The sequence below is a fragment of the Pseudomonas sp. PDM17 genome, from assembly GCF_014851985.1.
GTDB lineage: Bacteria > Pseudomonadota > Gammaproteobacteria > Pseudomonadales > Pseudomonadaceae > Pseudomonas.
The window spans coordinates 1-21,573 of the sequence record NZ_JACVAT010000011.1 but is presented as its reverse complement, the minus strand read 5'-3'; the positions used below and the strand labels follow the sequence as shown (position 1 = coordinate 21,573).

Genomic DNA, 21,573 nt, shown 5'->3' with positions numbered 1-21,573 from the left:
GCCCCGCTCCGAAGGGAGAGGGGACTGGATCGGCACCAGTGGGAACCGTGGTTTCAGTCGGCACGGATAGCTCCCTCTCCCTTCAGGGAGAGGGCGGGGGGAGAGGGCAGGTCCGGGCGTCCAGTCCTCATCCATCTTCGCGAATCCCGTGCCTTTGTGCTGGGACATCCGACCGCTCCTACAGGGGCAATACCAGCGCGCAGATCGGGCGCGCGCTGTTCAGCTCAATCCAGCAGGCCCCGCGCCCGCGCAATCGCCACGGCCTCGGTGCGCCCCTGGGCGCCGAGCTTGGCGTTGATGTTGCGCAGGTGGGATTTCACAGTGAACTCGGAGAGGAACATCTTCTCGGCGATCACCTTGTTCCGGTGCCCGGCTGCCAGCAGGCGGATCACCTGGATCTCGCGGGTGGTCAGGCCTTCGCCGGCAGCGCCGGGTACCTGGCCGTTGCTCGGCGTCTCGCCATGGCCGACGAAGCGCTGCAGCAGGGTGGTGAGGAAGCGCGGCTCGATGCCCAGCGCCCGCGACTGCGCCTGATGCGGAACCGCCCAGCGTTGCAGCAGGCCACCCAGGCGCGGGCCCTCGTCGAGGAAGGTGCGCATGAAGCCTTCATGACTGGCGAAGCGCAGCGCCTCGCTGAGTGCCTCGAAGGACTCCTCGGTTCGCTCCAGGGCACTGAGCGCGAGGGCATGCAACAGGCGCAGCTTGAGTTCGCGGCGGTGGTGCTGGCGGGCGTTGGCCTCGGCCATGGCTTCGCGCAGCTTGCGCTCGGTGTCCTCGCAGTCGCCTTGGGCGATGCGCAGGCGGAAGCGGGCGATGCTCGGGGTGTCCACGTCGTTGCCATGCAGCAGGATGCCCGGCCGCTCCCAGTCACCATGCAGCTCGGCATAGCGCAGGGATTGGCGGGCCGATTCCAGTCGATTCTCCAGGGTGGCCGCGCGGGCACGCTCCAGCCAGGCCGAGCAGATCACCCGCGCCGAGCCGGACTGCTGGCCGATCTGTTCCAGGTCCGCCAGCAGGCGCAGCCAGGCGTCGCGGTCGCCCTTGAGCAGAGCGACGCGGGCCAGCAGGACATGGCAGGAAATCAGTGAATCCGGCGGGCTGCTTTCCTTGGCGTGGGGCAGCACTTCGCCCAGCAGCTGCTCCACCTCGTCCAGCGCGTCGGTTTCGTAGAGTGCGATGGACAGCGTGATCTCCAGCGACGGCCGCCCCGCGAGAATCTTCTCAGCGCCGCCCGTGGTCTGCGTCGGGAAGGCCGCCTGCAGGCGCGCCACGGCATTGCCCAAACGCCCCTGGATCATGTCCAGCGCGCCCTCCAGGCAACTGGCGACGCTGCCCATGGACTGGGTGCGGCTCTGCGAGCAGCGCAGGATCGCCCGCGACAGCAGGCGCCGCGCCTCTTCGTAGCGTCCTGTGGAGACCAGGCTGTAGCCCAGGCAGTTGGCGATCACGCCGTACTGGAACTGCTCGTCATCGGGGATGCGCTGGATATGCGCCAGGCCCACCTCGCAGCAGTCCTCCACCTGGTCGGTGAGGGCGAACAGCAGGCAGCGGATGGTTTCCGCTTCCAGCGCCAGCGGTTGCTCGCCGTCCTCGGTGGCACCACGGATCAGCGCGATGCTGGCCAGCGCGTCGGTGTAGCGGCGGTGCAGGGCGAGGGTCCAGGAATAGCCCAGGCAGAGGTTCGGGTAGCGCTGCAGGGTCTGCGGCGGAATCTGGTCCAGCCAGCGCAGCAGCAGGCGCGAACGGCCGACGTCCATGAATTCGCCGACATGCCGGGTCAGGTGCAGCGCGGCCTCGTCGCGGGCACCGGCCTGCAGCAGGTGATCGATGGCCGGCACCGGGCGCTGCTCGGCCAGGTACCACTGCGCCGCCAGCTGATGCAGCCGTGCGGCATGGCCGGGGTAGGAACGCTGCAGGGCGTCGCGCAGGTAGCTGGCGAACAGGCTGTGGTAGCGGAACCACTGATGTTCGCTGTCCAGCGGGAACAGGAACAGGTTGGCGCGTTCCAGGTAGGCGAGCATTTCCTGGCCGTCCTGCCCGCCGGTGACGGCGTTGCACAGCGGTACGCAGAGCTGGTCAAGCACGCTGGTGAGCAGGAGGAACTGCCGGCAGGCCTCGCTCTGCCGCGCGAGGATGTCCTCGGTCAGATACTCGGCCAGCTCCAGGTTGCTGCCGGAGAAGCTGGAGACGAAGGCTGCGTGGTCGTTGCGCCCCTGCAGCGACAGGCTGGCGAGGTAGATGGCGGTGATCCAGCCCTCGGTGCAGCGGTAGAGCGTGGCGATCTCGGCGTCACGCAGCGGCAGTTCGCGCTTGTCGCGGATGAAGCGCGTCGCCTCGTCGAGGGAGAAGCGCAGCGCGCCGGGGTTGAACTCCAGCAACTGGCCACGGGCACGGATGCGCCCCAGGCCGATGTCCGGTGTCGAGCGCGAGGCCAGCACCAGTACGCCGCAGGGCGGCAGGGTGTCGATCAGCTGCTGGACGAAGTTGAGCACCGCCGGGTTGTGGATCGCCTCGAATTCGTCCAGCAGCAGGGCGAAGGGGCGAGTGCGGTCGGAGAGTTCTTCCAGCAGCGTCTGCATCTGCTGGGACAGGCCCTGCGGCTCGCCGGTCGGCGTGGCGTCGAGTTGGCGCAGGCCGTTGGCGAGGTGGGCAACGAAGCGTTGCAGGTCGTTGTCTGCGGCATCCAGGTTGAGCCAGAGCACCTGGCGTTCCTGGGCCAGGCAGCGCTCGCGGTACTGCTGCAGGAGGGTCGTCTTGCCGAAGCCGGCGGCGGCGCGGATCAGGATCAGCCGCGCGCTGGACTGCTCCATCTGCTCCAGCAGGTGCTGGCGGGGCAGATGGCTGGCGGAGACGGACGGCGTGGCGAACTTGCTCGACAGGATGCGCAGGGGCGCGGTCCCGGTGGCAGAGGCGGCGGAAAACTGGGCAGACATGGCAACTCCGCTGGCCGGTCGTGTGGCTGCGCTGGGCGCGCCGCCGGCTCAATTGTTTTTCTATGTCGCGGCATCTTGCCACGGCCGGCGGCGGGATCGCAGTCGTCCATTCGAACTACTCGACAGTTTGAGGCACGCCAGAGCCCCGAAATTCGGCCCGAGCGGACTAGTCCGTGATTCGTCCGTTCGATCCATTGTTGCCCGCTGGCCCGTCGCTAGGCTGGGGAGCTGCCGGATATCCCGGCGCTTGCACAGCCAGACAGGAGTGATGCGATGGCGGGCCCGCTGACGGGGTTGAAGGTAATCGAGATGGTCGGCCTGGGGCCGGCGCCGTTCTGCGCCATGCTGCTGGCTGACATGGGCGCCGAAGTGATCCGCGTGCAACGCCCCGGCCAGGCGTTGGGCGAGCGGGCGCGCTTCGACGTGCTCGGCCGTGGCCGCCGCGCCGTCGCCCTGGACCTGCGCCAGAGCGAAGGGGTGGAAACCCTGCTGCAACTGGTGGAAGGCGCCGACGCGCTGATCGAAGGCTTCCGCCCCGGTGTGATGGAGCGCCTGGGCCTGGGGCCGGAGCAATGCCTGCAGCGCAACCCGAAGCTGGTGTTCGGCCGCATGACCGGCTGGGGCCAGAGCGGCCCGCTGGCCCAGGCCGCCGGGCACGACATCAACTACATCGCCCTGGCCGGCGCGCTGCACGCCATCGGCCGACCCGGCGAGAAGCCGGTGGTGCCGCACAACTACATCGGCGACTTCGGTGGCGGCGGCATGCTGCTGGGCTTTGGCGTGCTCTGCGCGCTGCTGGAAGCGCAAAGCTCCGGCAAGGGGCAGGTCGTCGATGCGGCCATGACCGACGGCACCGCGCTGCTCTCGGCGATGATGTACGGCTTCCGCGCGGGCGGCCGCCTGAGCGACGAGCGCGGCGCCAACCTGCTCGACGGCGGTGCGCACTTCTACGACACCTACGCCTGCGCCGACGGCCGCTTCATCGCCCTGGGCGCCATCGAACCGCAGTTCTATGCCGAGCTGCTGCAGCGCTGCGGCATCGACGACCCGCAGTTCCAGCAGCAGATGGACCCGCGCCAGTGGCCGCAGCTCAAGGCCAAGCTCACCGCGCTGTTCCTGCAGCGCAGCCGCGCCCAGTGGTGCGAGCTGCTCGAAGGCAGCGACGCCTGCTTCGCCCCGGTGCTGGACTGGGCCGAGGCCGCCGAGCACCCGCACAACCGCGAACGCGGCACCTACCTCGAACTCGACGGTGTGCTCCAGCCCGCGCCGGCGCCGCGCTTCAGCCGCACACCCGCCGCGACGCCGACGCAGGCTTCGGGCGAACCGCAGAGCGAAGCGGTGCTGCGCGACTGGGGACTGAGTGACGAACGCATCGCCGACCTGCAGCAGGCCGGCGTCATCTGAACCCCGCAGCGACGGGGGCCAACAGCACAACAACAAGAAAGGTGAACCGATGGAACGCTTGTACGAGTACATAGTGGTAGGCGCCGGCTCGGCCGGTTGCGCAGTGGCCGGGCGGCTGGCCGATGCCGGCTGCAAGGTGGCGCTGCTGGAAACCGGCGGTCACGACCACCACGGCAAGGTCACGGTGCCGGTGGGCCTGGTGCTGACCATTCCGCGCAAGGGCGACTACAACTACGCCTACGAAAGCACCGCGCAGCCGAGCCTGGCGGGTCGCGCCAGCTACCTGCCGCGCGGTCGCGGGCTGGGTGGCAGCTCCTCGATCAACGGCATGCTCTACCTGCGCGGTACGCCTTCGGATTACGACGGCTGGGCCGCTGCCGGCTGCGAAGGCTGGAGCTGGAAAGAGGTGCTGCCGTACTTCAAGCGCGCCGAGAACAACGAGCGCGCCGCCGGCAAGGACGACGCACTGCACGGCGGCAGCGGCCCGCTGCACGTTACCGACCCGCGTTCGCCGTGCTCCTGGGCGCGCCACTTCATCGAGGCGGCGGCCAGCGCCGGCCACGCCTACAACCACGACTTCAACGGACCGCAGCAGGAGGGCGTGGGCTACTTCCAGGTCACCCAGTTCAACGGCGAACGCTGGAACGCCGCGCGGGCCTACCTGCACCGGGGCAATGCCGACGATGCGACGCACAACGGCGGCCGCGATAACCTGCAGGTGCTGACCGGCAGCCGGGCGCTGCGCATCCTGTTCCAGGGCAAGCGTGCCACCGGCGTGCTGGTGGAACGTGATGGCCAGGAAGTGGCGCTGCATGCCTCGCGGGAAGTGATCGTCTGCGCCGGCAGCCTGGTGTCGCCGCAACTGCTTATGGTTTCCGGCATCGGTCCGGCCGCGCACCTGCGGCAGTTGGGCATCGCGCCGCTGCACGACGCACCCGAGGTCGGGCAGAACCTGCAGGAGCACCCGGACCTGATCCTGCACAAGCGCATCTTCAGCACCGACCTGTTCGGTGTGACGGTGCGCGGCGCGCTGAGCTACCTGGGGCAATGGCGCAAGTACAAGCGCGAGCGCGGCGGCCTGTTCACCCGCACCTTCACCGAGGCCGGGGCCTTCCTCAAGACCGATCCGACGCTGGCCGATCCGGACATCCAGCTGCATTTCGTGATGTCCTCGGGCGACAACCACGGGCGCACCTTCCACTACGGCAGCGGCTATTCGATCCACGTCTGCGTGCTGCGCCCGCACAGCCGCGGACAGATTCGCCTGCACAGCGCCGACATGCGTGACGACCCGCTGATCGAGCTGAACCTGCTCAAAGACGAACGCGACATGGCGACCATGCTCAAGGGCGTGAAACTGGTGCATGAAATCCTCGAGCAGCCGGTGCTCACGCGGTTCGGCGGCAAGCCGCTGTTCCATGGCCACCTGAAGTTCGACGGCAGCGACGACGAGGCGGTGAAGCAGATGATCCGCGAGCACTGCGACAACGTTTACCACCCGGTGGGCAGCTGCCGGATGGGCGGCGACGCACAGTCGGTGGTCGACCCGCAGCTGCGCGTGCGCGGCGTCCAGGGCCTGCGTGTGGCGGACGCCTCGGTGATCCCGCTGCAGGTAGGCGGCAACACCAACGCGCCGACCATCATGATCGGCGAGAAATGCGCCGATCTGCTGCTGGCCGAGCGCAATGACGCCCAGTCGGGCCGCGCCGCATCACTGGGCGAGCTGCAGACCAGCTGATACGCAGGTTGTACGGGGGAGGGCCAGGCGGCTTCGGGCGCCTGGCCCTTTTCTGTTGCCCGCTGATATTCGGATTGGTGAATCCGGTTCGCGGCCATGCATTCCCCTGTAAGAGCCCCTCACCCTAACCCTCTCCCATGGGGAGAGGGGACCGTTCGATGAAGGATGAAAATGCGGCGTCAGCCGGCACGATCTACTCCCTCTCCCTCCGGGAGAGGGCTGGGGTGAGGGCCGTCCCAGGCACAAGCTTCCCGGAAGCAGCCCTCTAGTCCCTTCGAACCACCCGCCAAACCACCGCAGCTTCATCCCTTCGACCGACGCCGCGGGCAACGCCCCTCCCTAGTATCGAACTCACAAGAACAACATCGATTGGAGACCTGCCATGTACCTGACCCAAGGCCTGCAACGCATGCTGCAGCAGGACCCGGACCACGTCGCGACCATCTTCCGCGGCCGCACGCGGACCTTCCGCGAGCAGGGCGAGCGCGTCTCGCGCCTGGCCGCGGCCCTGCAATCGCTGGGTATGCGCAACGGCGACCGGGTCGGCATGCTGGCCCTGAACTCGGACCGCTACCTGGAATACATGCTGGCCACCTGGTGGGGCGGCGGCGTGCTCAACCCGGTGAACATCCGCTGGAGCGTGCCGGAGATCGTCTACTCGCTGGACGACTGCCAGACCGAAATCCTGCTGATCGACGACCACTTCCTGCACCTGGCCGAAGGCATCCGCGCCGGCGCCAGGAGCGCCCCGGTGCTGATCCATGTCGGTGACGGCGCCGCGCCCGAAGGCATGCATTCCTTCGAGGGCCTGATCGCCAGCCACGAGCCCATCGAAGACGCCCTGCGCGGCGGCAACGACCTCGCCTCGATCATGTACACCGGCGGCACCACCGGCCTGCCCAAGGGCGTGATGCAGTCGCACCTGAATCTCTGGTCCTCTGCTGTGGCACGCATGGCCGAGTTCCCCGCCGAGGATGACTCGCGCACCCTGCACGCCGCGCCGATGTTCCACACCGCCGCCATGGCGCGCTGCCTGAGCCAGGTGATCGGTGGCTACGTCAACGTCTTCATCCCGATGTTCGACCCGCTGGAAGTGCTGCAGACCATCGAGCGCGAGCGCATCAACGAGATGCTGCTGGTGCCGACCATGCTGCAGGCGGTGATCAACCACCCGGACTTCGAGCGCCACGACCTGTCCTGCCTCAAGCGCATGGCCTACGGCGCCTCGCCGATTTCCCTGCCGGTGCTGGAACAGGCCCTGGCGAAGTTCCCCGGCATTGCCTTCATGCAGGCCTACGGCATGACCGAAACCTCGCCGGTGATCTCGGTGAGCCCGGACTGGACCCACCAGGCCGAGGGCATCGCCAGCGGCCTGGTACGCAGCGCCGGTCGCGGCGGCTTCGGCGGCCTGGTGAAGATCGTCGACGAGGAGGGCAACGAAGTCCCCCGTGGCGTGGTGGGCGAGATCATCGTCTGCGGCCCCAACGTCATGCTCGGCTACTGGAACCGCCCGGAAGAAACCGCCAAGACCCTGCGCAACGGCTGGCTGCACACCGGCGACGGCGCCTACATGGACGAGCGCGGCTTCCTGTTCATCGTCGACCGCCTCAAGGACATGATCGTCACCGGCGGCGAGAACGTGTACTCCGCCGAGGTCGAGAACGTGGTGGCCCGCCACCCGTCCGTGCAGAGCTGCGCGGTGATCGGCATTCCCCACGAGCGCTGGGGCGAGGCGGTGCACGCCGTGGTGGTGCTGCACGCCGGCAGCGACGTCTGCTCCGACGACATCCGCGCCCACTGCGCCCAGCACATCGCCGGCTACAAGTGCCCGAAATCCGTCGAGTTCGTTGCCGCGCTGCCGCTCTCGGCGGCCGGCAAGGTACTCAAGCGCGACCTGCGCGCGCCCTACTGGAAAGACCAGAACCGCGCCGTCAACTGACGGCGCGCGACACGCCCATCCCCAAGGAGAAACACATGAGCAATAAAGTAGTGGTGGCCGGGGTCGGCATGATCCCCTTCACCAAGCCGGGCCAGAGCGACGAGTACCACATCATGGGCGCGAATGCGGCCAAGGCCGCACTGGCCGACGCCGGTATCGACTATGCGCTGGTGCAGCAGGCCTACGTGGGCTACGTCTACGGCGACTCCACCTGCGGCCAGGCCGCGGTCTACGGCGTCGGCCTGACCGGCATCCCGGTGGTCAACGTCAACAACAACTGCGCCACCGGCTCCACCGCGCTGTTCCTGGCGCGCCAGGCCGTGGAAAGCGGCGCCGTGGAATGCGCCATCGCCCTGGGCTTCGAGCAGATGGTCCCCGGCGCGCTGAAGGGCGCCTACACCGACCGTACCGGCCCGATGGACCGCTTCGCCAAGACCATGACCCAGGTGCAGGGCTTCGACGAGGCCGCGCCGCGCGCCGCGCAGTTCTTCGGCGGCGCCGGGCGCGCCTACATGAAGGAATACGGCATCAGCCGCGAAGTCTTCGCCCGCATCCGCGTCAAGGCCAGCCAGCACGCCGCGCGCAACCCGCTGGCGGTGTTCCGCAACGTGGTCAGCGTCGACGAAGTGATGGCCTCGCCGATGATCTTCGACCCACTGACCCGCCTGCAGTGCTGCCCGCCGACCTGCGGCGCGGCCGCCGCCATCGTTTGCACCGAGGCTTTCGCGAAGAAGCACGGCCTGCGCACCGACGTGGTGATCGCCGCCCAGGCCATGACCACCGACCGCAACAGCACCTTCGACGAAGGCGACATGCGCAAGGTCGTCGGCTACGACATGACCCGCAACGCCGCCAACATCGTGTACGAGAAGGCCGGTGTCGGTCCGCAGGACATCCAGGTGGTCGAGCTGCACGACTGCTTCACCGCCAACGAACTGATCACCTACGAAGGCCTGATGCTGACCCCCGAGGGCACCGCCGAGAAATTCATCCTCGACGGCGACAACACCTACGGCGGCCGCATCGTCACCAACCCCTCCGGCGGCCTGCTCTCCAAGGGCCACCCGCTGGGCGCCACCGGCCTGGCCCAGTGCTTCGAGCTGACCCGCCAGCTGCGCGGTACCGCCGATGCCACCCAGGTGGAAGGCGCGCGCTTCGCCCTGCAGCACAACCTGGGCCTGGGCGGCGCCTGCGTCGTCACCCTGTTCCAGCGCCAGTGACCGGGGAGCCGCGAGCATGATTGACAAGAGCCATATCGGCGCGGTGGTCTCCAGCCACACGCAACTGGTCGAGGCGGGGCGCCTGCGCTTCTTCGCCAAGGCCACCGGCCAGACCGATGCGCGCTACAGCGACGAGACCGCCGCCCGCGACGCCGGCTACCCCGGCCTGCCGGTGCCGCCGACCTTCCTCTTCTGCCTGGACATGGAAGCCGGCGGCTCGGGTTCGGTGCTCAAGCGCCTGAACATCGACCTCGGCCGCATCCTGCATGCCGAGCAGGGCTTCACCTACCACCGCATGGCCTTCGCCGGTGAGCGCCTGTCCTTCGAGACGAAGATCGTCGACATCTACGACAAGAAGGGCGGCGCCCTGGAATTCGTGGTGCGTGAAACCCGCGTCAGCAACGCCGCCGGCGAGCTGGTGGCGGAACTGCGCAACAGCCTCGTCGTACGCAACGGATAAGGAGCCGAGCGTGAACCTGAATGCAATCGCCGTCGGCGACGAACTGCCGAGCTTCACCACCGACCCGGTGAACCGCACCACCCTGGCGCTGTACTGCGGCGCCTCGGGGGACCACAACCCGATCCACGTCGACATCGACTTCGCGAAGAAGGCCGGCATGCCCGACGTGTTCGCCCACGGGATGCTGTCCATGGCCTACCTCGGCCGGCTGCTGACCAACTGGGTGGCGCAGGAGCGCCTGCGCAGCTACTCGGTGCGCTTCGCTGCGATTACCCAGCTGGGCGATGCCATCACCTGTTCCGGCCGAGTGCTGGAGAAGGACGAGACCTCCGGCACCCTGCGCCTGGAAATCACCACCCGCAACCAGGCGGGTGAAATCAAACTGTCCGGCGAAGCCGTCGTGGCCCTGGACGCCTGAAACAGGAGAACAACCATGAACAACAAACTCGCAGGCCAGGTCGCCATCGTTTCCGGTTCCGGCCGTGGCATCGGTCGTGAAATCGCCCTCAAGCTGCACCGCGACGGCGCCGCCGTGGTGGTCAACGACCTCGACGCCGCCCCGGCCGAGGAAGTGGTTGCACAGATCGTCGCCGAAGGCGGCCGCGCCGTTGCCTGCGTCGGCAGCGTGACTGAAAAGGACTTTGGCGAGCGCTTCGTGAAGACCGCCCTGGAGTCCTTCGGCGGCCTCGACATCATCGTCAACAACGCCGGCTACACCTGGGACAACGTGATCCAGAAGATGACCGACCAGCAGTGGGACGACATCATGGAAGTCCACGTCTCCGCGCCGTTCCGCATCCTGCGCGCCGCTTCCGGGCACTTCCGCGAAGCCGCCAAGAAGGAAGCCGAGGAAGGCCGCGAGGTATTCCGCAAGGTGGTCAACATCTCCTCCGTCTCCGGCGTGATGGGCAACCCCGGCCAGGCCAACTACTCGGCCGCCAAGTCCGCGATCAACGGCCTGACCAAGGCCCTGGCCAAGGAGTGGGGCCGCTACAAGGTGTGCGTCAACAGCGTCGCCTTCGGCCTGATCGAGACCCGCCTGACCTCCGCCGCAGCGGGCGAGGGTGCGACCATCAACGTCGGCGGCCGCGAGCTGAAGGTCGGCATCAGTGAGCAGATGGCGAAGAACGTTGCCGCGATGATCCCCATGGGCCGCGCCGGCACCCCGGAAGAAGCCGCCGGTAGCGTCTACCTGTTCTGCATCCCCGAGTCGAACTACGTCTCCGGCCAGGTGCTGGTTGTCGGCGGCGGTCGTCCCTGACCGTCCCTTTGCCGGCTGCCTTGTGCGGCCGGCCTTCTTATACGAATCGATTCCCGAATCGCTTGCCGAGGAGCCGCCATGAGCGCCACTCAATCGCCGTGGATCACCGACGACCTGGTGATCTTCCAGGACTCCATCCGCCGCTTCATCGCCAACGAGCTGGTACCCCATGAAGAGCGCTGGTGGAAGCAGCAGTACATCGACCGCGACATGTGGCGCAAGGCCGGCGAGTTCGGCATGTTGCTGCCGAGCATCCCCGAACAGTACGGCGGCGGTGGCGGCACCTTCGCCCACGACGCCATCGTCACCCTGGAACAGAGCCGGGCGATGTGCTCGAGCCTGGGCACCAACGTGCACAGCGGCATCGTCGCGCACTACCTGCTGCGCTACGCCAGCGAAGAGCAGAAGCTCGACTGGCTGCCGAAGATGGCCCGTGGCGAGATGGTGGGCGCCATCGCCATGTCCGAGCCGGGCGCCGGTTCCGACCTGCAGGCGATCAAGACCCGCGCCGTGCGTGACGGCGACGAGTACGTGATCAACGGCTCGAAGACCTTCATCACCAACGGCTATCACGCCGACCTCATCCTCGTGGTCGCCAAGACCGACCCGGAGAAAGGCGCCAAGGGCACCTCCATCGTGGTGGTCGAAACCAGGGACCTGCCCGGTTTCCGCCGTGGCCGTATCCTCGAGAAGATCGGCCAGAAGGGCCAGGACACCACCGAACTGTTCTTCGACGACGTGCGCGTACCGGCCAGCAACCTGCTGGGCCCGGAGGAGGGCAAGGGCTTCATCCAGCTGATGCAGCAGCTGCCCCAGGAACGCATGATCATCGCCCTCGGCGCGCTGGCCACCATGGAGCGGGCAGTGGCCGAGACGGTGGAGTACGTGCGCAACCGCAAGGTGTTCGGCCAGACCCTGCTGGACCTGCAGAACACCCGTTTCAAGCTCGCCGAGTGCCAGAGCACTGCCGTCATCGCCCGCGCCTTCGTCGACGACTGCATGGTCAAGGTGCTCAAGGGCGAGCTGTCCGGCGAGACCGCAGCCATTGCCAAGTGGTGGAGCACCGAGCAGAACTGCAAGGTGATCGACGAGTGCCTGCAGCTGCACGGCGGCTACGGCTACATGCTCGAGTACCCCATCGCGCGGATGTACGCCAACGCCCGGGTGGGCCGCATCTTCGGCGGCTCCAACGAAATCATGAAGGAAATCATCGCCCGCACCCTGTGATGCGGGTGGGCCGGGCCGCCACGTGCGGTCCGGCCATTCCCGCCGGGATGCCCGCCGCGAGGTACGCATGTCGAGCATCGAACTCTCCATCGAAGACGGACTGGCGCGCCTGACGCTGGCCAGTCCGGAACGCCGGAACGCATTGACCACGGCGATGGTCGCCGAGCTGATCGACGCGCTCACTGGCCTGCGCCGCAACCCTGAAGTGCGCGCGCTGCTGTTATCCGGCGCTGGCGGGGCTTTCTGCTCCGGCGGCGACGTCAGCAGCATGGGCGGCACGCCCGAAGCCGGCGCGGTGCGCATGCGCATGGCAGAGACCAACCGCCTGCTGGCCGCCCTGGCCGACTTCGATCGCCCGGTCGTTGCGCTGGTGGACGGCGTGGCCTACGGCGCCGGCTTCAGCCTCGCGCTGGCCGCCGACTTCGTCATTGCCAGCGAGCGCGCCCGCTTCTGCATGGCCTTCGCCCGCATCGGCCTGGTGCCGGACCTGGCCGCCTCCTGGCTGCTGCCGCGCCTGGTGGGCATGCAGCGCGCCCGCGAGATCATCTATTCCGCCCGCGAGGTCGGCGCCGCCGAAGCCGTGCAGCTGGGCATCGCCCTGGAACGGCATGAAGGCGAGCGCGCCATCGAACGCGCCGAGGAACTGACACGAGCGCTGGCAGAGATGTCGCCCCCGGCCTTCGCCATGAGCAAGCGCCTGCTGGCCCGCAGCTTCGAGAACGACCTGGCCGCCCAGCTCGACGCCGAAGCTGCCGCCCAGGCCGTGGCGCTCACATCCGGCTACGTGAAGGAAGCCTCCGCGCGCTTCCTGCGCAAGGAAGCCCCGCAATACCAGTGGCCGACAACTGAATAACCAGAAGAGTCCATCAGGAGCCCCCCATGACCCAGACCAGCCCTGGCGCCGCCATCCGCGCCGTGCTCGACCGCCAGCGCGCCGCGCACCTGTCCAGTGAACCGCTGAGCGCCGAGCGGCGCATCGAGCTGATCGACCGCGCCATCGGCCTGCTGGTCGATCACCAGCAGGAAATCGTCGAAGCGGTGCGCGCCGATTTCGGCCAGCGCAGCGACGACTTCTCTCGCGTGGTGGAAGTGCTGTCGCCACTGATGAGCCTGAAGCAGACCAAGGCCCAGCTGCTCGGCTGGATGCAGCCCGAGCCGCGCCACTGTGAGCGCGGCGAAGCCTGGGTGGAGTACCAGCCGCTGGGCGTGGTGGGCATCGTCACGCCATGGAACTTCCCGGTGAACATGGTCTTCACCGGCCTTGCCGGAGTCCTGGCCGCCGGCAACAGGGCGATCATCAAGCCCTCGGAATTCACCCCGCACAGCTCGGCACTGATAGCCCGGATGATCGCCTCGGTGTTCGCCGAGGACGAAGTCGCTGTGATCACCGGCGGGCCGGAAGTCGGCCAGGCGTTCTGCGCCCAGCCCTTCGACCACCTGCTGTTCACCGGCGCCACCAGCATCGGCCGCCAGGTAATGCGTGCCGCCGCCGAGAACTTGGTGCCGGTGACCCTGGAGCTGGGCGGCAAGTCGCCGACCATTATTTCCCGCTCCGCCGACTTCCAGGCTGCGGTGCAGAAGATCATCGCCGGCAAGCTGCACAACGCCGGGCAGATCTGCCTGGCGCCGGACTACGTGTTCGTCCCCGAGGAATCGCTGGACGACTTCATCGTCAGCGCCCGCGAAGTGATCGCGCGTTTCTACCCGAGCCTGCGCGACAACCCCGACTACACCTCGGTGATCAACGTCCGCCACCAGCAGCGCCTGCAGGGCTACCTGGACGAAGCGCGCGCGGCGGGCGTAGAGCTGATCGAGCTGAACCCGGCCGGCGAGGACTTCGCTGCGCAAACCGGGCACAAGCTGGCACCGACCCTGCTGCGCAACCCCGGCGACGAACTGAAGGTGATGCAGGACGAAATCTTCGGCCCGCTGCTGCCGATCAAGCCGTACAAGACCATCTCCGAGGTGATCGACTACATCAACGCCCACCCGCGTCCGCTGGGCCTGTACTACTTCGGCGTCGACGCCGACGAGCAGGCGCTGGTGCTGCGCCGCTCCACCTCCGGCGGGGTGACGATCAACGACGTGATCAAGCATGTGGGTGTCGAGAGCCTGCCGTTCGGCGGCGTCGGCCCTTCCGGCATGGGCTCGTACCACGGCCGCGACGGCTTCCGCGCTTTCAGCCACGCCAAGGCGGTGTTCAAGCCGGCGGACGGCCCGGACCTGATGCGCCCGCCTTACGTCGAGCCGCTGCGTCAGGCCGTCACCGCCATGATCTGTCGCTGAGGAATCGCCATGAAAGCTGCTGTACTGCGCCAACCGGGCACGCCGCTGACCATCGAGGAAGTGGCCATCGGCAAGCCCGGCCCGCGCGAGGTGCTGATTCGCACCCGCGCCGTGGGCCTTTGCCATTCCGACCTGCATTTCATTGAAGGCGCCTACCCCTGGCCGATGCCGGTAATCCTCGGCCACGAGGCCGCCGGCGTCGTCGAGCAGGTCGGCTCGGAGGTCCGTTCGGTGAAACCGGGCGACCACGTCGTTACCTGCCTGTCGGCCTTCTGCGGGCACTGCCCACATTGCGTTTCCGGGCACCTGTCGCTGTGCGTGTCACCGGAAACCAAGCGCGGCAAGAACGATGAGCCGCGCCTGAGCGAAGTCACCAGCCTCAAGCCGGTGAACCAGTTCATGAACCTCTCGGCCTTCGCCGAGCAGATGCTGGTGCACGAGAACGCCTGCGTCGCCATCCGCCGCGACATGCCGCTGGACCGTGCCGCCGTGCTCGGTTGCGCGGTAATCACCGGCACCGGCGCGGTGTTCAACACCGCCCAGGTGCGGCCGGGCGAGACCGTGGCGGTGATCGGCTGTGGCGGCATCGGCCTGTCCACCCTCAACGGCGCGGCGCTGGCCGGGGCAGGGCGGATCATCGCCATCGACCGGCTCGACTCGAAGTTGGAACTGGCGAAGACCTTCGGCGCCACCGACGTGATCAACGCCGCCGACGGCGACGCCGTGCAGCAGGTGCTGGAGCTGACCCGCGGCGGCGTGCAGCACGCCTTCGAATGCATCGGCCTGAAACAGACCGCCGAGCAGGCCTTCGCCATGCTCGCGCGTGGTGGCAGCGCCACGGTCATCGGCATGATCAAGCCCGGCGTGAAGCTGGAGCTGAGCGGCCTGGACTTCCTCGCCGAGCGGCGCATCCAGGGCTCGTTCATGGGCTCCAACCGCTTCCCGGTGGACCTGCCGCGGCTGGTGGACTTCTACCTGCAGGGCCGGCTGAAGCTGGACGAGCTGATCTCCCAGCGCATCGGCCTCGAGCAGATCAACCAGGGCTTCGACGAGCTGCGCCGGGGCGAACTGGCACGCTCGGTCATCGTCTTCGACCAGTGAAACGCGGAGAACCGACATGAAGACACGCATTACCGAACTGCTCGGCATCCGCTACCCGATCATCCAGGGCGGCATGATGTGGGTCGGTCGCGCCGAGATGGCCGCCGCCGTTTCCAACGCCGGCGGGCTGGGCATCCTCACCGCGCTGACGCAGCCGACCCCGGAGGCGCTGGGTGAGGAAATCGAGCGCTGCCGGACCCTCACCGACAAACCTTTCGGCGTGAATCTGACGCTGCTGCCGTCGATCAATCCGCCGCCGTACGAGCGCTACCTGGACGTGATCATCGCCAGCGGCGTGAAGGTGCTGGAGACCGCCGGCAACAATCCCGGCGAATTCATCGCCCGCGCCAAGGCCGCCGGCATGACGGTGATCCACAAGTGCGTGGCCGTGCGCCATGCGCTGAAGGCGCAGAGCCTGGGGGTGGACGCGGTGTCCATCGACGGTTTCGAGTGTGCCGGGCATCCGGGCGAGGACGATGTTTCCGGCCTGGTGCTGATCCCGCTGGCGGCACGCCGCCTGCAGGTGCCAGTGATCGCTTCCGGCGGCATCGCCGATGGCGAAGGCATGGCTGCCGCCCTGGCCCTGGGCGCCGAAGGGGTGAACATGGGCACGCGTTTCTGCGCCACCCAGGAGGCGCCGATCCACGAGAACATCAAGCGCGCGCTGGTGGGCGCCACCGAGCGCGACACCCGCTTGATCTTCCGCACCCTGCACAACACCGCGCGAGTGCTGCGCAACCCGATCTCCGAGGAAGTGGTGAGCATCGAGAAGCGCGGCAATGCGCAGTTCGAGGACATCCGCCACCTGGTGGCCGGTGCCCGTGGCCGCGCGGCGCTGGAGAGCGGCGAGGCGGACGACGGCATCGTCACCGCCGGGCAGTGCGTCGGCCTGATCGACGACATTCCCAGCTGCGCCGAGCTGCTGCAGCGCATGGTTCGCGACTGCCGGGCCAGTCTGCAGCGAGCCCAGCGTTACGCGGGGAGCGAAGCATGAGCGCCAGTGATTTCATCGAAGAGGAGGGCGCCGTGCCCGCCGGCTTCCAGCCCATGTCGCGGCCCGGCTTCGTCAACAACTGCGGTGGGATGTACGTGAACCTGGAACGCCGAGTGGTGGCGGCGCGAGTCCTCGAGGAGCACCTGAACCCGCTGGGGATTGCCCACGGCGGTTTCCTCGCGACCCTGGTCGATACCGGCTTTGGCACGGCAATCAAGCTCACCGCCGGCAGCGAACTGCCCCCGGCCACCATCAACCTCGACATGGACTACCTGAGCCCGGCGCTGCCGGGGCGCTGGATCGAAGTCCATGTGCAGATCCACAAGCTCGGCCGCAGCATCTGCGTGGCCAGTTGCGACCTGCTTGACGGCGACAAACTGCTGGCGCGAGGCAAGGGCACTTTCATCAACAACACGCGCAGCCTGCACGGCCGGGCGCAATGAACCAGGAGCCAGCCATGGCCGAGAATCCCCCAGCCGCCGCGCCCGTCGGACCGGAAGCGCAGTACCAGCGGTTCCTCCAGCAGGGCCGTTTCATGATCCAGCGCAGCGCTTCCACTGGCCGCCATGTGTTCTACCCGCGGGTGGCCGTCCCCGGCAGCGGCGAGACCGACCTGGAATGGGTCGAGGCTGCCGGCACCGGGCGCATCTACGCCATCACCGTTAACCGCTCGCGCAATGCCAGCCACAACGTGGCGCTGATCGATCTCGACGAAGGCGCGCGCCTGATGTCGCGCATCGAAGGGCGGGAATCCGCACCCATCGGCAGCCGCGTCAAGGCGCGGGTGATCGAGGAAGACGGGCAGGCGCTCGTGGTGTTCGACGTGATCGAAGAGGTGCAGGCATGAGTTCGTCCCTTCGCGGCAAGACCGCCATCGTCGGCATCGGCAGCGCCGGAATCGGCGAAGCCCACGGCTTCAGCGCCATGGAACTGCTCGGCCAGGCTTCGCTGAAAGCCATCGCCGATGCCGGGCTGAAACTCTCCGACGTCGATGCGGTGTTCTCCGCCACCAGCTCCCATGCGTTCCCGACGCTGTCAGTATGCGAGTACCTGGGCATCAAGCCCAGGTTCGTCGACGGCACCAACGTCGGCGGCTCCAGCTTCGAATGGCACCTGCTGCAGGCCACCCTGGCGCTGCAGGCCGGGCTGTGCGACGTGGCGTTGATCTGCTATGGCTCCAACCAGCGCACCGCCGGCGGCAAGCTGGTGTCGATGAGCGAGCCGCAGTGGCACGAGACGGCCTACAAGCCTCGCCACCCGATTACCTCTTACGCGTTGGCAGCCAGCCGGCACATGCACCAGTACGGCACCACCCGCGAGCAACTGGCGGAAGTGGCGCTGGCGGCGCGCGGCTGGGCCAACCTCAACCCGGAAGCCTTTGCCCGCGGCCCGCTGAGCATGGACGACGTGCTGGGCGCACGGATGGTCAGCGACCCGCTGAGCGCCGCCGACTGCTGCCTGGTCACCGATGGCGCCGGCGCTTGCGTGATGGTGCGTGCGGACCGTGCCCGCGACCTGCCGAACAAGCCCGCGTACTTCCTCGGTGCCGGCGGCGCGCAGTGGCACCGTTCGGTGGTGTGCATGCCGGACCTGACTGTCACCGCCGCCTCGGAAAGCGGCCCGCGCGCCATGCAGATGGCTGGCGTGAGCCACGCCGACGTCGACCTGGTGATGCTCTACGACGCCTTCACCATCAATACGATCCTGTTCCTCGAAGACCTCGGCTTCTGCCCGAAGGGCGAGGGCGGGCGCTTCGTCCAGGGCGGGCGTATCGCTCCCGGCGGCGAGCTGGCGGTGAACACCAATGGTGGTGGGCTGTCGTGCGTGCATCCGGGGATGTACGGGATGTTCCTGATCCTTGAAGCAGTGACGCAGATACGCGGCCAGGCCGGCGCGCGGCAATTGAAGAAGGCCGATATCGCGCTGCTGCATGGCAACGGCGGGACGCTGTCGAGCCAGGTCACGGCGTTCCTGGGGAGTGAGGCGGTGCTCTGATCGGGCATCGAGCAAGAGCCCCTCACCCTAACCCTCTCCCAAGGGGAGAGGGGACCGTTCGGTGCAGGTTGAAACCAATGCGTCAGCCGGCACGATCTGCCCCCTCTCCCTGAGGGAGAGGGCTGGGGTGAGGGGGAAGCCCAGGCACGCAATCATCAGGCAAGCACCGAAAGCCCGCCCGGCCCATGCCGCGCGGGCTTTCTGCTTTCCCGGCGCCCGAAATAAATCCCGCCCGAAATTGGTCCGAACGAACTACAGCCAGCCCCGCGCCACGTCCCGATACTCGACGACGAAACCCCTGCCGTGAAAGCGGCCCACAAGAACAACAGGTCTGAGGAACACCTCGATGGATATCCACTACACGCCCGAAGAGCTGGCCTTCCGCGAGGAAGTGCGGGCCTTCCTGCGCGACAAGCTGCCGGCCGAGCTGGCCGCCAAGGTCAAGCTCGGCAAGCGCCTCTCCAAGGAAGACAACGTCTTCTGGATGCGCACCCTGAACGATCGCGGCTGGCACGCCTCCCTCTGGCCGGTGGAACACGGTGGCACCGGCTGGAGCGTGGTGCAGAAGTACATCTTCGAGGAAGAGTGCGCGATCTTCGGCGCGCCCCGCGTGCTGCCGTTCGGAGCGGTCATGGTCGGCCCGGTGATCATCAACTTCGGCACCGAGGCGCAGAAGGCCTACTTCCTGCCGCGCATCCTCGACATGACCGACTGGTGGGCCCAAGGCTATTCCGAGCCGGGCTCCGGCTCCGACCTGGCCAGCCTGAAGACCCGCGCCGTGCGCGAAGGCGAACACTACATCGTCAACGGCCAGAAGACCTGGACCACCATGGGCCAGCACGCCGACTGGATATTCTGCCTGGTGCGTACCGACCCGCAGGCCAAGGCCCAGCGCGGCATCAGCTTCCTGCTGATCGACATGAAGTCCCCCGGCATCACCGTGCGCCCCATCATCACCCTGGACGGCGAGCATGAGGTCAACGAGGTCTTCTTCGACAACGTGAAGGTGCCGGTGGCCAACCTGGTGGGCCAGGAGAACGACGGCTGGACCTGCGCCAAGTACCTGCTCACCCACGAGCGTACCGGGCTTGCCGGCATCGGCTTCTCCAAGCAGTTGCTGCGCCAGCTCAAGGGCATCGCGGCGCGCGAGCGCAAGGGCGGGAAACCGCTGATCGACGATCCGCTGTTCCGCGCACAGATTGCCGACCTGGAAATGCAGCTGATGGCGGCAGAAATGAGCAACCTGCGCATCCTCGCCGCCGCCCGCGAAGGCGGCGGCAGCGGCGCGGAAAGCTCGATCCTCAAGGTGCGCGGCACCGAGATCCGCCAGGCGATCACCCATCTGCTGCGCAAGGCCGTCGGCCCCTACGCGCTGCCGTTCCTCGAAGAGGAAATGGAAGCTTGCTCCGGCGACCTGCTGCACACCGACTACAGCGCCACCGCCGCCAGCCAGTACTTCATCATGCGCAAGCTCTCGATCTACGGCGGCTCCAACGAAATCCAGAAGAACATCGTTTCCAAAGTGAACCTCGGACTCTGAGAGGCAGCCGACCATGGACTTCAAACTCAATGAAGAGCAGCAGATGCTGCAAGACACGGCGGCGCGGCTGGTACGTGACGCCTACGGATTCGAACAGCGCGAGGCTTTTCGCCGTAGCGAGCTGGGCTACAGCGCCGACTTCTGGCGCCAGCTCGGCGAGCTCGGCCTGACCGGCGTGTCCCTGCCCGAAGCCTACGGCGGCTTCGGCGGCGGCGTGGACAGCATGCTGGTGCACACCGAGCTGGGCCGTGGCCTGTGCCTGGAGCCTTACCTGCAATCGGTGGTCTTCGCCGGCGGCCTGCTGGCCCAACTGGGCAGCGACGCGCAGAAGGACCAGTTGCTGACACGCGTCGCCAGTGGCGAGCTGCAACTGGCGGTGGCCTTCGAGGAACCGCAGAGCCATTACGAACTGAACAGCGTGGCCACCCGCGCCGAGCCGGTGAACGGCGGCTGGCGTCTGAGCGGGCGCAAGGTCGCGGTGATCGGCGGGCACAGCGCCGGGCTGATCCTGGTCTCGGCTCGCGTGGCCGGCGGCGAGCAGGACGAGCAGGGCATCGGCCTGTTCTTCCTCGACCCGAACGAGGCGGGCGTGAAGCGCCGCGTTTACCCGACCGCCAACGGCCTCAAGGCCTGCGAGCTGTACCTGGACGGTGCCTTTGTCGCCAGCGGGCACGTGCTGGGCGAACCCGGCGAAGCCTTCGATGCGCTGCGCTACCAGCAGGGTCGCGCCATCGCCGCGCAGTGCGCCGAGGCGGTCGGCGCCATGGAAGCTACCTGCGAGCTGACCCTGGACTACCTGAAGACCCGCAAGCAGTTCGGCGTCGCCATTGGCTCCTTCCAGGTGCTGCAGCACCGCATGGTGGACATGCGCGCCGAACTAGACCAGGCCAGCAGCATGGCGATCCTCGCCGCCTGCGTCGCCGACCAGCCCGACAGCACCGAACGCAGTCGCGCCCTGGCCGCCGCCAAGTACATCACGGTCCGCGCCGGCCGCCTGATCTCCGAGCAGTGCATCCAGCTGCACGGCGGCATCGGCCTCACCGACGAATACCTGGGCTCGCACTACGCCAAGCACCTGGTGATGATCAGCCACCAGTTCGGCGACGACGACCATCACCTGCAGGCGTTCAGCCAGATGATGGACGTGGCCTAGAACGTAGGGCGAATAACGCGCCAGCGTTATCCGCCGCTGCCCCGAATGACGGCGGATAACCGCAAGCGGTTATCCGCCCTACGTTCTGCTTTCCTACAGGCCCCTGGCGTCCCGCAGGTGTAGCCCAGTCCCAGAGTCACCCCTTGTTCCGGGCCGCAAGGCCCGGTTTTTTTCCAGGAGTCCCCGATGAAAGTCCTCGTAGCCGTCAAGCGCGTGGTCGATTACAACGTCAAGGTCCGCGTCAAGGCGGACCACTCCGGCGTCGATCTGGCCAACGTCAAGATGTCCATGAACCCCTTCTGCGAAATCGCCGTGGAAGAGG

18 protein-coding genes and 1 pseudogene are annotated in these 21,573 nt (G+C 67.5%); 18 read left to right on the top strand and 1 reads right to left on the bottom strand.

Translation table 11 applies throughout. From position 1 onward, the window contains the following. Positions 1–224: 224 nt before the first annotated feature. Entirely contained in the window at positions 225–2,933 is a 2,709-nt protein-coding gene (locus IB256_RS28655) for a LuxR C-terminal-related transcriptional regulator (protein ID WP_192404828.1), read from the bottom strand. A 273-nt stretch (positions 2,934–3,206) separates the two neighbouring features. On the opposite strand from IB256_RS28655, the gene IB256_RS28650 reads away from it, so the two are divergent. The 18 genes and pseudogenes from IB256_RS28650 to IB256_RS28565 form a co-directional block, all read left to right on the top strand. Next, the gene (locus IB256_RS28650) at positions 3,207–4,337 is read left to right on the top strand and encodes a CaiB/BaiF CoA transferase family protein (protein WP_192295995.1); all 1,131 of its coding nucleotides are present in this window, start codon (positions 3,207–3,209) and stop codon (positions 4,335–4,337) included. A 49-nt stretch (positions 4,338–4,386) separates the two neighbouring features. Then, complete coding sequence (locus tag IB256_RS28645) at positions 4,387–6,075, top strand: GMC family oxidoreductase (protein ID WP_192295994.1); 1,689 nt, start codon at positions 4,387–4,389, stop codon at positions 6,073–6,075. Positions 6,076–6,457: 382 nt separating this feature from the next. Then, complete coding sequence (locus IB256_RS28640; RefSeq protein ID WP_151187173.1) at positions 6,458–8,014, top strand: acyl-CoA synthetase; 1,557 nt, start codon at positions 6,458–6,460, stop codon at positions 8,012–8,014. A 35-nt stretch (positions 8,015–8,049) separates the two neighbouring features. Further along, positions 8,050–9,234, top strand: a complete 1,185-nt coding sequence (locus IB256_RS28635; RefSeq protein ID WP_192295993.1) for a lipid-transfer protein — start codon at positions 8,050–8,052, stop codon at positions 9,232–9,234. A gap of 16 nt (positions 9,235–9,250) precedes the next feature. Then, positions 9,251–9,694 (top strand): MaoC family dehydratase N-terminal domain-containing protein, encoded by a 444-nt coding sequence (locus IB256_RS28630; RefSeq protein ID WP_192295992.1) that lies wholly within the window; start codon positions 9,251–9,253, stop codon positions 9,692–9,694. A gap of 10 nt (positions 9,695–9,704) precedes the next feature. After that, positions 9,705–10,112: a MaoC family dehydratase gene (locus IB256_RS28625; RefSeq protein WP_192295991.1), complete on the top strand. Its 408-nt coding sequence runs from the start codon at positions 9,705–9,707 to the stop codon at positions 10,110–10,112. A gap of 15 nt (positions 10,113–10,127) precedes the next feature. After that, the gene (locus IB256_RS28620) at positions 10,128–10,955 is read left to right on the top strand and encodes an SDR family NAD(P)-dependent oxidoreductase (protein ID WP_138215700.1); all 828 of its coding nucleotides are present in this window, start codon (positions 10,128–10,130) and stop codon (positions 10,953–10,955) included. A 78-nt stretch (positions 10,956–11,033) separates the two neighbouring features. After that, positions 11,034–12,182 (top strand): acyl-CoA dehydrogenase family protein, encoded by a 1,149-nt coding sequence (locus IB256_RS28615; RefSeq protein WP_192404827.1) that lies wholly within the window; start codon positions 11,034–11,036, stop codon positions 12,180–12,182. Positions 12,183–12,249: 67 nt separating this feature from the next. Next, the gene (locus IB256_RS28610) at positions 12,250–13,035 is read left to right on the top strand and encodes an enoyl-CoA hydratase/isomerase family protein (protein WP_192404826.1); all 786 of its coding nucleotides are present in this window, start codon (positions 12,250–12,252) and stop codon (positions 13,033–13,035) included. Between the two features lie 26 nt (positions 13,036–13,061). Beyond that, positions 13,062–14,468, top strand: coding sequence for a coniferyl aldehyde dehydrogenase (locus IB256_RS28605; protein WP_192404825.1), 1,407 nt, complete (start codon positions 13,062–13,064; stop codon positions 14,466–14,468). Between the two features lie 9 nt (positions 14,469–14,477). After that, positions 14,478–15,569, top strand: coding sequence for a Zn-dependent alcohol dehydrogenase (locus IB256_RS28600; RefSeq protein WP_192404824.1), 1,092 nt, complete (start codon positions 14,478–14,480; stop codon positions 15,567–15,569). Positions 15,570–15,585: 16 nt separating this feature from the next. After that, complete coding sequence (locus tag IB256_RS28595; protein ID WP_192295985.1) at positions 15,586–16,563, top strand: NAD(P)H-dependent flavin oxidoreductase; 978 nt, start codon at positions 15,586–15,588, stop codon at positions 16,561–16,563. Beyond that, the gene (locus IB256_RS28590) at positions 16,560–17,006 is read left to right on the top strand and encodes a PaaI family thioesterase (RefSeq protein WP_192404823.1); all 447 of its coding nucleotides are present in this window, start codon (positions 16,560–16,562) and stop codon (positions 17,004–17,006) included. Before IB256_RS28595 ends, IB256_RS28590 begins: the two co-directional genes overlap by 4 nt. A gap of 14 nt (positions 17,007–17,020) precedes the next feature. Beyond that, the gene (locus IB256_RS28585) at positions 17,021–17,410 is read left to right on the top strand and encodes a Zn-ribbon domain-containing OB-fold protein (RefSeq protein WP_192404822.1); all 390 of its coding nucleotides are present in this window, start codon (positions 17,021–17,023) and stop codon (positions 17,408–17,410) included. Continuing rightward, positions 17,407–18,558, top strand: a complete 1,152-nt coding sequence (locus IB256_RS28580; protein WP_192404821.1) for a thiolase — start codon at positions 17,407–17,409, stop codon at positions 18,556–18,558. Before IB256_RS28585 ends, IB256_RS28580 begins: the two co-directional genes overlap by 4 nt. Before the next feature lie 346 nt (positions 18,559–18,904). Beyond that, the gene (locus IB256_RS28575; protein WP_192404820.1) at positions 18,905–20,098 is read left to right on the top strand and encodes an acyl-CoA dehydrogenase family protein; all 1,194 of its coding nucleotides are present in this window, start codon (positions 18,905–18,907) and stop codon (positions 20,096–20,098) included. Between the two features lie 13 nt (positions 20,099–20,111). Beyond that, a complete protein-coding gene (locus IB256_RS28570; RefSeq protein ID WP_192295980.1) occupies positions 20,112–21,251 on the top strand; it encodes an acyl-CoA dehydrogenase family protein in 1,140 nt (379 codons plus the stop codon). A 186-nt stretch (positions 21,252–21,437) separates the two neighbouring features. Then, positions 21,438–21,573, top strand: a pseudogene (locus IB256_RS28565) (electron transfer flavoprotein subunit beta/FixA family protein); the annotation flags it as partial.